This window comes from Sphingomonas sp. Leaf10, from assembly GCF_001421245.1.
Taxonomy (GTDB): Bacteria; Pseudomonadota; Alphaproteobacteria; order Sphingomonadales; family Sphingomonadaceae; genus Sphingomonas.
Genome location: NZ_LMKE01000005.1, coordinates 2876 through 14181, shown reverse-complemented (window position 1 = coordinate 14181; position 11306 = coordinate 2876). Strand labels below are relative to the sequence as shown.

General features: G+C 65.2%; 13 protein-coding genes. 7 read left to right on the top strand and 6 right to left on the bottom strand.

Annotation, left to right across the window (positions count from 1 at the left end; genetic code table 11):
* The coding region (locus ASE59_RS06300) for a TonB-dependent receptor (RefSeq protein WP_056453840.1) at positions 1–1942 on the bottom strand (1942 nt) is incomplete at its 3' end.
* A gap of 219 nt (positions 1943–2161) precedes the next feature.
* Between ASE59_RS06300 and ASE59_RS06295 the strand changes: the two genes are divergently transcribed.
* The gene (locus ASE59_RS06295; RefSeq protein WP_056453838.1) at positions 2162–2428 is read left to right on the top strand and encodes an antitoxin; all 267 of its coding nucleotides are present in this window, start codon (positions 2162–2164) and stop codon (positions 2426–2428) included.
* On the top strand, positions 2425–2832 hold the full coding sequence (locus ASE59_RS06290; protein ID WP_321163217.1) for a type II toxin-antitoxin system VapC family toxin: 408 nt from the start codon (positions 2425–2427) through the stop codon (positions 2830–2832). Before ASE59_RS06295 ends, ASE59_RS06290 begins: the two co-directional genes overlap by 4 nt.
* A gap of 17 nt (positions 2833–2849) precedes the next feature.
* Here the strand turns inward: ASE59_RS06290 and ASE59_RS06285 are convergent, their stop codons facing one another.
* The 5 genes from ASE59_RS06285 to ASE59_RS06265 all read right to left on the bottom strand — a co-directional run bounded on the left by ASE59_RS06285 (position 2850) and on the right by ASE59_RS06265 (position 5845).
* The gene (locus ASE59_RS06285) at positions 2850–3035 is read right to left on the bottom strand and encodes a hypothetical protein (protein WP_056453843.1); all 186 of its coding nucleotides are present in this window, start codon (positions 3033–3035) and stop codon (positions 2850–2852) included.
* A 177-nt stretch (positions 3036–3212) separates the two neighbouring features.
* On the bottom strand, positions 3213–3401 hold the full coding sequence (locus ASE59_RS06280; protein WP_056453832.1) for a hypothetical protein: 189 nt from the start codon (positions 3399–3401) through the stop codon (positions 3213–3215).
* 67 nt (positions 3402–3468) lie between these two features.
* The gene (locus tag ASE59_RS06275; RefSeq protein WP_056453830.1) at positions 3469–3699 is read right to left on the bottom strand and encodes a hypothetical protein; all 231 of its coding nucleotides are present in this window, start codon (positions 3697–3699) and stop codon (positions 3469–3471) included.
* On the bottom strand, positions 3696–4772 hold the full coding sequence (locus tag ASE59_RS06270) for an ABC transporter ATP-binding protein (protein ID WP_056453827.1): 1077 nt from the start codon (positions 4770–4772) through the stop codon (positions 3696–3698). Before ASE59_RS06270 ends, ASE59_RS06275 begins: the two co-directional genes overlap by 4 nt.
* A complete protein-coding gene (locus tag ASE59_RS06265) occupies positions 4769–5845 on the bottom strand; it encodes a LacI family DNA-binding transcriptional regulator (protein WP_056453824.1) in 1077 nt (358 codons plus the stop codon). Before ASE59_RS06265 ends, ASE59_RS06270 begins: the two co-directional genes overlap by 4 nt.
* 129 nt (positions 5846–5974) lie before the next feature.
* On the opposite strand from ASE59_RS06265, the gene ASE59_RS19525 reads away from it, so the two are divergent.
* Genes ASE59_RS19525 through ASE59_RS06240 form a run of 5 tightly spaced genes read left to right on the top strand, consistent with a single transcriptional unit; the run spans position 5975 to position 11290 of the window.
* Entirely contained in the window at positions 5975–7225 is a 1251-nt protein-coding gene (locus tag ASE59_RS19525) for a hypothetical protein (protein ID WP_056453821.1), read from the top strand.
* Positions 7222–8505 (top strand): extracellular solute-binding protein, encoded by a 1284-nt coding sequence (locus ASE59_RS06255; RefSeq protein ID WP_056453818.1) that lies wholly within the window; start codon positions 7222–7224, stop codon positions 8503–8505. The genes ASE59_RS19525 and ASE59_RS06255 overlap by 4 nt, the downstream gene beginning before the upstream one ends.
* Complete coding sequence (locus ASE59_RS06250; protein WP_056453815.1) at positions 8502–9383, top strand: carbohydrate ABC transporter permease; 882 nt, start codon at positions 8502–8504, stop codon at positions 9381–9383. Before ASE59_RS06255 ends, ASE59_RS06250 begins: the two co-directional genes overlap by 4 nt.
* Complete coding sequence (locus tag ASE59_RS06245; protein WP_056453812.1) at positions 9380–10219, top strand: carbohydrate ABC transporter permease; 840 nt, start codon at positions 9380–9382, stop codon at positions 10217–10219. Before ASE59_RS06250 ends, ASE59_RS06245 begins: the two co-directional genes overlap by 4 nt.
* Before the next feature lie 12 nt (positions 10220–10231).
* On the top strand, positions 10232–11290 hold the full coding sequence (locus tag ASE59_RS06240; RefSeq protein WP_056453809.1) for a glycoside hydrolase family 130 protein: 1059 nt from the start codon (positions 10232–10234) through the stop codon (positions 11288–11290).
* The last annotated feature ends 16 nt before the right edge of the window (positions 11291–11306 follow it).

Genomic DNA, 11306 nt, shown 5'->3' with positions numbered 1-11306 from the left:
CTCCCTGTCTCAACCCTCGGGAACAGACAAGAATCCAAAATGCTGCCGGTGTAAACAGTCCCGGCGGGGCGGGGGTGATGCTGACGATCTCCTGCCCGAACCCGCGCGAAGTCACGTCGGTGCGGGTATAGCGCACGCCGATATTGCCCGACCACGCCCGCGACCCGAAATCGCCGCCGAACGTCGCCTGGACATAGCCGCCGATCGTCCGCTCCTGCGCCGATCCGCTGTTGCCCGGCACCGGAATGACGCCGAACCCGCCGCCATTGGCCGCCAGCGCCGCGCGCGCCGCCGCCGGATTGGCCAGCTGGTTGATCGCCGCATCGGTGAGCAGATAGGCGGCAAGATCGGCCGCCGCATAGGTCGGATAGGCGCTGTCGAACATGCCGGTGCCGAGGAAGTTCGTCGCCGCCGCCGGCCGCCCGAACACGCTCTGCGGCACGCCGACGCCCGCCCCGCAATACAGGCATTGCAGCGCATCGGGCGTCTTGAACGAAAAGCGCGATTTCTTGCGATCGGAAAAGTTGTAGCCGCCCGAAATCCGCGTCAGGATACCCATATCGGCATCCCATTTCAGGTTCGCATTGCCCTGATAAATCTCGTCCTCGACGCTGACCCCTTCATACGTCAGGAACCCGGCCTTCGCGTTCGACACGTCGAGAATGTTGCCGAGGCCCGTATAGACCGGCATCCCCGTCGGCCCGATGTTGAAACGCACGCCCGCAGGCGAATAGCTGGGCGTGGCGAGGTTGCTTTCGAACCACGCCTGATTGCCGCCGGTATCGTCGCTTGCCTTCGACCAGGAGAAATCGACCGTGCCGCTCAACCGGTCGGACGGGTTCCACGCCAGATTGGCCCCCGCCTGATAAGTAGTGGCAAGCCGCGGACGCACCTGATTGGTGATGTTCGGACCCGATGCGATGCCGGTATAGCTGGTGATGGTGTTGTTCGCATCGACCGTCGCGGCGGTGATGTCGCCCGGCCCGCCATAGACGAAGAACACCTTGTTATCGTCATTGACGTCCAGCTTCGAATAGAGGCCGTCGAGGGTGAACAGCAACGTATCGCTCGCCCGCCACTGCGCGGTCAGCAGCCCCGACAACCGCTTGCGATTGGTGCGGTTGGTACCCCATTCGACATAGGTCGGCAGCGACACGCCGGTGAATTCCGCCGTCCCGTCCCTGTTCAGGTCGAGCGACTGGTTCGCCTCCCACCCGTCGGTGAAGATGCGCTTCCCCTCGATCTTGCGGTCGATATAGGAGAACGCGCCGAGAATGCCGAAATCGCCCCCGCCGAACGTCGTGCTGAACAGCCCCGATGCCTGCGGCGAGAATTCCCCGCGTATCTTGTCGTAATTGGCCTGTCCCGACAGCGAGACCTTGGTGCCGGAAAAATCGAACGGCCGCGCGGTGTACATGTCGACCGTCGCGGCGATCCCGCCCTCGATCTGCGCGGCGGTCGGCGTCTTGGACACATCGACGCGGTTGATCAGTTCGGCGGGCAATATGTCGAAGCTGAACTCGCGTCCCTGATTCTCGGTCGCGAGGATGCGGCCATTGTACAGCGCGCTGCTGAACGCCGGCCCCAGACCACGCACCGTGATGAACTGCCCCTCGCCATTGTCGCGCGAGATGGTGACGCCGGGAATCCGCTGGATCGCCTCGGCGATATTCTGGTCGGGCAGCTTGCCGATATCGTCGGCGACGATCGAATCGAGGATGTTGTCGGCATTGCGCTTGATGTCGGTCGCGCGGCGCAAACTTTCGCGCAAGCCCGTGACGATGATCTCGCCATCATCGGCGGCGCTGGTCGCATCCTGTACCGTGCCGGCGGGCGGCGCCGGATTGTCGGCCCCCTGCGTCTGCGCCGTAGCGGCGGTGGTGACCAGAACGGTGGCCATCCCGGCCAGCCCAAGCAAGCGGAACCGCGTATCGGATTTCATGCCGAATCCTCTCCCTATCGCCGCCCCTGTCGCCACGCCGTTCATGCGGTCGTCGGTCCGGGGGGTGCGCGTAGGTTTAACGATCAACCTGACCGGCGGCAAGCGGGTACGTGCGGCAGCGTACGGAGATTGCGGATGGTCCGGTGGTCGCCGGGCCGACGATCGACACAGTCATTGGAATGGCGGCCGGGTGATGGCATATCCAATGGAGGATTGAACATGGCCGAACCTGCGGTGAACCGCGACATTCGCGAAGCCAAGCTGTTTCGCAACAATCGCAGCCAAGCGGTCCGCATTCCGGCGGAATTCGAATTTCCGGGTAGCCGGGTGCTGATCCACAAGGAAGGGTCGCGGCTGATTATCGAACCAAAGCCGCGTCCTGACTTGCTCGAAACGCTGCGGTCACTCCGCGACCTCGATCCGGCAGACGCGCTGCCGGACGATCTCGATGCCACGCTGTTGCCGCTCAAGGACATCGATCTTTGAACAGGTCGCGCTACATGCTCCACACCAATATCGTGTCCGATCTGGTCCGACATCCGCAGGGCAAGGTGTTCGAACGGATCGCCAAAGTCGGCAGTGATGCCGTTTGCATCAGCATCTTCACCGCCGCCGAACTGCGCTACGGTTGCGCGAAGAAGGCCTCAATCCGTCTTACGGCACAGGTCGAAGCGATCCTCGACGGCCTCGACATCCTGCCCTTCGATGTGCCCGGTGACGCTCACTATGGTCGTATCCGCTCCGCCTTGGAGGCAGCAGGCACGCCGATCGGTCCCAACGATCTGCTGATCGCCACCCATGCCGATACGGTCGGCGCGACGCTGGTTACTGCCAATGTCCGCGAGTTTGCGCCGGTTGCGACGCTCCGCGTCGAGAACTGGCTATCGTAACCGGCGAACGGCGGTCGTCAGATCGACTGCCACACCGCATAGCCCGTCAGCAGCACCGACGCGGCGGCCGACATGCCGACCAGCAGATACCCGATATAGGTCAGCAGCGCGGGGTTCGGCCGCTCCATACGCTTGTTGCGCGCCGCGCCCGACAGCACGAAGCTCGCCAACAACCCATAGGTGAACACTGCCGTCTCGACCATCGCCCGCTGCATCCCATGCTGTCTGTGCGGATCGGCCCCCCGGCTCACCGCTCGTCTGCCTAAATCATAGCCGGCGACCGCTGACAAATGGTTAAGATGGAACCGATCGCGTGGATAAGGCGTTTTGCCGCGTTGGCCTGTTGGAGTAGCCATGCTCGGCCCGCATGGAGCGCTCGGTTATCGCCCGGGCCGGCGGTCGCGGTCCGGAATCGTTCGCGCACGCAGCGCGGCGAAATGCGCCTCGACCACGGCATGGTCATACCGAAGCCCGGCCTGTAGCGAAGCGCGCGCCGCGGCGACCTTGCGCGCGACGAAGTCGGCGTAGCTGCCGGGGTCCGGTCGTTCCTGCATCACCGGTTCGATCACCGTGATTCTCCGCCGCTGTACCGGCCGCATCCATAGCGCTTCGCTCGAACCATCGCACGCGCGGTCCTTACCGGACGAACAGTCGCGTGCCGTCGTGTCCGATCAGCGCCGCATCGCCATGGTCCCGGATATGGCGCAGCGCCATGCGGCGGCATCGTTCGTCGGTCGCGATCTGCCGCCCGACCCACCGCTGCCACGCCAGATCGGCAAGCGCGATCTTCTCAGCCTCGAAAATGCTCACGTCATGAGCAACGCGCAGTTCCTTGATATGCAGGATCCAGCGGCTGCGCTCGTTCACCCGACCGCCACCCCATCCGCACCGAACGCCAGCACCCGCGCCGGATCGGCATACAGCGTCACCTCGCCGGTCACCGCATGATGCCCGTCCAGCTTCGCGCGAAACTCGCCGCCCGCCGCCAACTGGCCATAGAGATAGGTCGAATGTCCCAGCGCCTCGACCGCCTCGACGATCATCGGCAGCGCGACGCCGTCCGCCCCCGCCGCCAACCCCAGATGCTCGGGCCGCAGCCCCAGCGTCACCCGCTCGCCCACCGCCAGCGCGCCGCCACGATCGCACGCGATGCGCGTACCGCCGGCAAACTCGAAGACCGTCGCCGCACCGTCGCGTGCCACGACCACCGCGTCGAGCAAATTGATCCGCGGACTGCCGATGAACCCGGCGGTAAAGACATTGGCCGGCCGGTCGTAAATCTCCAGCGGCGTGCCGACCTGCGCGATCCGTCCTTGATCGAGGATCACGAGCCGGTCGGCCAGCGTCATCGCCTCGACCTGATCGTGCGTCACATAGATCATCGTCGCACCCAATCGCCGGTGCAGCGCCGCCAGTTCGTGCCGCATCCTGACACGCAGATCGGCGTCGAGGTTGGACAAGGGTTCGTCGAACAGGAAAATCGCCGGATCGCGCACGATCGCCCGGCCGATCGCGACCCGCTGCCGCTGCCCGCCCGACAGTTGTGACGGCATCCGGTCGAGCAGCGCGTCGAGTTCCAGGATCGTCGCGGCATGGTCGACGGCCTGCGCGATCTCCGCCTTCGGCGTGCGGATGTTCTTCAGCCCGAACGCTAGATTTTCGCGCACGGTCATGTGCGGGTAGAGCGCGTAGGACTGGAACACCATCGCCACCCCGCGGTCGGCCGCCGGGGCGTGGGTCACATCGCGCTCGCCGATGCGGATCGTGCCCTCGTCCACGCTTTCGAGGCCGGCGATCATCCGCAGCACCGTCGACTTGCCACAGCCCGACGATCCGACCAGCACGACGAACTCGCCCGAGGCGACGTGCAGGTCGATACCGCGGATCGTCCGGGTCCCGTCATAGGATTTGCCGAGTCCTTCGAGCACCAGCGCCGTCATGCGTCTGTTCCTTCCCATGCCGCCGCGCTGCTGTCGCCGATGATGAATTGGGCATCGATGGCGATCGGCGCGGCGCCGCCATCGCTGTCGCACAACAGGCGTTCGGCGGCCTTGCGCCCTTTCTCGAACGCATTCTGCCGCACCGTGGTCAGGCGCGGGCCATCGGCCACGCGGCCCGGCGGGTCGATCCCGTCATAGCCAGTCACCGACATCCGCCCCGGCACAGTCCGCCCGAGCGCTTCGCAGGCCGACATCACGCCATGCGCCAACCGGTCGGAGAAACAGACGATCGCGGTCAGGTCGCGTTGCCGCTGCAACAGCCGGTCGACCGCGCGTGCGCCGCCTTCCTCCGAATTGAGCGTCTCGCACACCAGCACGCTGTCCTGCGCGATGCCGGCGGCGTCGAAGGCGTCGCGGCAGCCGAGGATGCGTTCGTGCACGACGTAATTTTCGTCGGAGAAATCGCGGTCCAGCGCGTAGATCTCGCCATGATTCTCGGTCCAGGGAAAGGTGACGATCGCGATCCGGCGATGGCCGAGGTCGAGCAGGTGCGACACCACCTGCCGCATCATCGCCCGGTCGTTGGTCAGCACGCTCGGCAACCCCGGCGCGTCGAAATCGACGACAACGGTCGGCAGCCCCCGCGCCAGTGCCTTCCGGATCGTCGGATTGCTCTTGTACGGCGCGTTCAGGATATAGCCGTCGACGATGGCGGTGAGGGTGTCGAGCCGTTCGGGATGCTTGTCCTTCAGCGGGATCAGGACGATGTTGGCACCTTCCTCCTCGCACACCGACGATATGCCGCGCAGGAACGCGATGTCGTGCGGGTCGGTGAAGGCATAGCTCAACTGGTCGTTGAAGATCACCCCGATCGCGCCGCACCGTCCGGTCCGGAGCGAGCGCGCGGCGGGGTTCGGTCCTTCATAGTGTAAACTTCGGGCATGGGCGAAGATGCGGTCGCGCAGCGCCGGCGACACCTTGGCCGGGTTGTTATAGGCGTTCGACACCGACGTATGGGTAATGCCCAGATCGGCCGCGATCGATTTCAGGGTGGCGCGTTTCGGGCGGCCCATGCTTTCCTCTCCGGGCGGTCGTTCCGCCGCTTGCCGCCTGCCTAGCCCGCCGGCTTGACACCCGCAACCGGGAAAGTTTAACGATAAACCTGCATCCCGATAGGGAGCGATGGAGAGGAGCGGCCGCCTGTGAAAACCCTGCGCATCGCCGCGCTGCTCGCCCTTGCCTGTCCCTTGCCGGTCGCAGCATCCGCGCAATCGATTGCAGTCGCCTCGAACGCAACGATACGTGGCAACTTCGTCCACTTCGACCATCTCTATGCCGAGCGCGACCTGAACGGCGAACGCGTCGGCATCCTCCATATCTACAGCGAAGCTCCCGACTATCGCTTCGCCATCGAACCCCGCGAAGGCTATACCTGCGTCGACGACGTCGCTCGCGGCATCGTCCTGCTCGCCGCCCGCAACCCCGATGCGCAGCGGCGGCACCAGATCGAGATGCTGACCCGCTTCGTCCTGCAAATGCAGGCGGATAACGGCTATTTCCACAACTTCCTGTGGGGCGACGGCCTCATCAACCGCGAATACCGTACCTCATTGGCCGAGCTGAACTGGTGGTCGCTCCGCGCTTTGTGGGGGCTGGAAGCAGCGCTGCCGCACCTCTCCCCCGACACCGCCAAGCGCGCCCGCACCGCCGCCGACCGTCTGGTAGCGAACCTGAAGCGCGACCTGCCCGTCACTGCCAAGGGCACGAAAACGGTGGAGGGCGTGACCGTACCGACCTGGCTGCCGCTCGAATCCGGTGCCGATGCCGGCTCGACCGCGCTGCTCGGCCTGCTACCCCATTGGCAACGCACGAAAGACCCCGCCACTCGCGTCCTGATCGGCCGGATCGGCGACGGACTGGTCGCGATGCAGGCGGGCGACGCCCGGAATTTTCCGCACGGCGCGTTCCTTAGCTGGCAGAACCGCTGGCACGCTTGGGGCAATGCGCAGGCCTATGCGCTGCTGCGTGCGGGCAAGTCGCTGGGCCGCCCCGACTTCACCGCCTGCGCGCTCACCGAAGTCGATCATTTCTATCCCTATCTGCTCAAGACCGGAATGCGCTCGACCTTCGCGCTGCGCAGCGACGGGCAAGGGATCAAACCCTATGACGCGCAGCGATTCCCCCAGATCGCCTATGGCATCGCGCCGATGGTCCTCGCCGCGACCGAGGCGCATCGCCAGACCGGCCAGCCCCGCTATCGAGCGCTGGCCGAGCGACTGGCAAGCTGGTTCACCGGCACCAACGCCGCGCGCCGGGTGATGCTCGATCCCGCCACCGGGCGCGGCTATGACGGGATCATCGCGCCGGGCCGGATCAACCCCAATGCCGGCGCGGAGTCGACGATCGAGGGGCTGTTCGCGGCGACCGCGCTGAACGGCACCCCGCTGCCATGACCAGCAGGCGCGATGCCCTGTTGCTGGCCTTGGGCGGCGCGGCGCTGCTCGCCGGCTGCGGCCGGCAGCAGGTCGAGAAACGCACCGACCGCATCCAGCTCTGGGTCGCGCCCAATGCGGCGGAGGAGGGCTTCTGGAAGATCGCAGTCGCCAGATGGAACGCCGCGCGCCTCGGCCTGCCGGTCCAGTTCACGACGATCCCGACCGCCGGTAATTCGGAGGATACGGTGCTGTCGGCGCTGGTCGCGGGCACCGAACCCGATCTCTGCACCAACGTCTTTTCCGGCTTCGCGGTGCAACTCGCCGCGTTGGGACAGGTCGTCAATCTGGCGGCGATGCCCGGGTATGAAGCGCTGCTTGAGGCGCGGCACATGCGGTCGATCATAACCGGATGGGAACAGGGCGGGCAGGTCGTCGCGCTGCCGATCTACTCCAGTCCGACGCTGATCTGGTGGCGCGCCGATCTGCTCGAAGCGAACGGTCTGTCGGCGCCGCCCGCGACCTATGCCGAAGTCTATCGCTTCTGTGAACGCTATGCCGTGCGCGGTTCGCGCTACGGGATGCAGGTGGTCGCGGGGCGGGCGTGGCAGGACCGCTGGTTCGACTATATCTCCTATTATTACGCGGCGTCGGGCGGGCAACCGTATCTCGCGGGTAACAAGGCGCTGTACGACAATCCGGCGGGGTTGCAGGCGGCGAGGTTCATCGACCACATGTACCGACGGGGCTGGACCGCGCTCGATTTCGATGCCGAGGAGCCGTTGGTGTCGGGCCTTGCCGCCGGTGCGGTACGCGGGCCGTGGGATGTCGAGCGGTTCGCGAATATCTATCCCGATACGCTGGCGCGGATCGCAGTCGGGCCGATGATCGCGCAGGGGCCGGCGTCTGGCCCGCGATCGACCTTTTCCGACAGCAAGGGCGTGGTGATCTTCCGCAACAGCCGGGTGCAGCGCGAGGCGTTCGCGTTCCTCAACTGGGTGATGGGCGAGGAAGCGCTTAACCTGTTGTGGCTGCAACGCACCGGCCTGTCGCCCGCGCGCGACGACCTGCTGACCAATCCCGCCTTTGCCGATTATTATCGCGGCAACGCGATCGCCCGCGCCTATGCCGACCATGTCGCGACGGCGCGTCCGCCGGCGCTGTCCGAACATACCATCGACATCCAGAAGATCATGAGCGCGCGTCTGGTCGAACCGCTGATGCTCGGCACGACCAGCCCCGCCGAGGCTCTCGCCGATGCGGTGGCGCGGACCGACCGGATGCTGGAGGTGCAGGGATGAGGCAACGCTCGACGCTTTCGCGCGAGGCGGTGATCGGGCTGTCGCTGGCCGGGGCCTATCTGATCTTTACCGCCGTGTTCTGGGCCTATCCCTTCTACTGGCTGGCCAAGCTGTCGGTGACGCAGTGGCGGTTCTTCGACGAACCGGTGTTCACGGGCGCGCGCAACCTGTTGCTGACGGTGCAGGACCCGCAATTCCTGCAGGCGCTGTGGAACGTCGTGCGCTTCCTCGGCTTCTATCTGCCGATCGCGTTCGGCGGCGCGTTGATCGTCGCGTTCGGGTTGCAGCATGTCGGGCGGGGCAAGGCGTTCGTGGCGCTGTGTTTCCTGCTGTCGAACGTGTCGTCGGGCGTCGCGCTGTCGCTGGTGTTCGCCAAGGTGTTCAGCTCGACCGGGCCGCTCAACACGATGTTGTTCGATCTGGCGGGGGTGCGGGTGCCGTGGACCAACGACCCGACGCTGGCGATGCTGGCGATCGCGCTGGTCGTCGCGTGGAAGTTCGTCGGCTATTACGGCCTCATTCTCTATTCGGGGCTGCTGGCGATCCCGAAGGAAATCTATGATGCGGCGCGGCTCGACCATGCCGGGCCGTGGACGCGGCTGTGGCGCATCACCCTGCCGATGATGAACCCGCAGCTGATGATGGTGCTGACCTTTGCGATCCTCGTGTCGTTCGGGCTGTTCACCGAACCGTTCATCATCACCGGCGGCGGCCCCAGCGACAGCACCGCTACGCCGCAGATGATGATCTACGAAACCGCATTCCGCCGGTTGCAACCCAGCCATGCGGCGATGATGAGCATATTGGTCGCACTGGTCACCTATGCGCTGGTGCAGCTTGCCCGGCGGCTGTTCGAACGAAAGGTGGTGCTGGCATGAAGGCGTTGCTTGCCAGGCGCAGCATCGGCGGATGGGCGGCGACGATCGCCATCTATGCGCTGGCGCTGACATGGCTGTACCCGTTCGCATGGATGGTCGCCGCGTCGCTCAAGCCTGCTTCGCAAATCTATAACACCGGGCTGTTCGAAGGCGACTTTACGCTCGACAATTTCGCCTTCCTGTTCGCCACCGCCGACAAGCTCGACCGGCCGTTCCTCGGCGCGCTGGGCGTATCGGCGGTGGTGACGCTGACCGTTACCGCATCGGTGCTGCTGACCTCGGCCTTCATCGCCTTTGCGCTCGCGCGCATTCGGTTTCCGGGGCGCAAACTGTTCGGCGATTTCCTACTGCTGCAAATGGTCATTCCGACGAGCATGTTCATTTTGCCGCTGTTCGTGCTGGTGAAGGAGATGGGGATGCTCAACTCGCTCGGCGCGCTGATCCTGCCGTCGATGATGTCGGGCTGGAGCATCTACATGATGTCGCAGTCGTTCCGGACGATGCCCGAGGAATATTTCGACGCGGCACGGCTCGACCGGGCGAGCCTGTGGCAGACGGTGACGAAGATCGTCGTGCCGCTGAACAAATCGATCATCGCCATCGTCGCTTTGTTCACCTTCACCGGCACCTGGGACAATTTCCTGTGGCCGCTGATCGCGATTTCGGACACCGACCGGATGCCGTTGTCGGTGCTGCTGGCGACGTTCAGTAAGCAATATGGCGGCTATGCCGGCCCGGTGATGGCGGGCGCGGTGTTGCAGACGCTGCCGCTGGTGCTGCTGTTCCTGCTGTTCCGGCGGCATTTCTTGCAAGGCATGTCGCTGTCGCTCAAATGAGAAGGTTCTGCCATGTTGCAGCGTGATCCGCGCAATCCCGTCGTCACGCCCGAAATGGTCCGGCCGAGCCGTCCCGAATGGCGGGTCGACGGCAGTTTCAATGCCGGCGTTACCCGCTTCGGTGACGAGACGATCCTGCTGGTGCGGATCGCCGAAAGCGTCATCGCCCACGATCCCGACACGGTGATCGTGCCGCTACTGGAGCAAGTGGACGGCGCATGGACCTGCACCACCCGCAGCTTCCGTCGCGACGATCCGACCTATGACTTCAGCGACCCGCGCATGGTGCGGTCGCGCGCCGATCTGCGCGATGTGTTCCTGACGTCACTGTCGCACCTTCGCCTGGCGCGCAGCCGCGACGGGGTGACGTTCGCGGTCGACGATGCGCCGTTCCTGTTTCCCGCCAACCGCAACGAGCGTTTCGGGTGCGAGGATGCGCGGATCACCGCGATCGAAGGGCGCTGGTACATCAACTATACCGCCGTCAGCGACCTCGGCATCGCCACCGCATTGGCGGTGACCGACGATTTTGTTTCGGTCGAGCGGATCGGCATCATCCACGCGCCCGACAATCGCGACGTGTGTCTGTTTCCGCGCAAGGTCGACGGCCATTACTGGTGCCTGCACCGGCCCGCGCCGCTGCACCTCGGCATGCCCGAAATCTGGATCGCGAAGTCGCCCGACCTGCTGCACTGGGGCGACCACCGCCATCTGGCGGGACGGACCAGCGCTGCGTGGGAGGCGATGAAGATCGGCGGCGGTGCGCAGATGATCGAGACGACACGCGGCTGGCTGCAAATCTATCACGGCGTCGATGCCGATCAACGCTACAGCCTCGGCGCGCTGCTGCTCGACCTCGACGATCCGCGCATCGTGCGGGCGCGGTTGGATCGGGCGCTGGCGGTGCCGGACGAAGCCTATGAGCGCAGCGGCTTTTTCGACAATGTGCTGTTCAGTTGCGGAGCGTTGGTCGAGGGCGATACGCTGCGCGTCTATTATGGCGCGGCCGACCGGGTGATGGCGCTGGGCACGGTGTCGCTTGGCGAATTGTGGCAGGCGATGGGGGTTTGAGTTCACGCTGACCGTA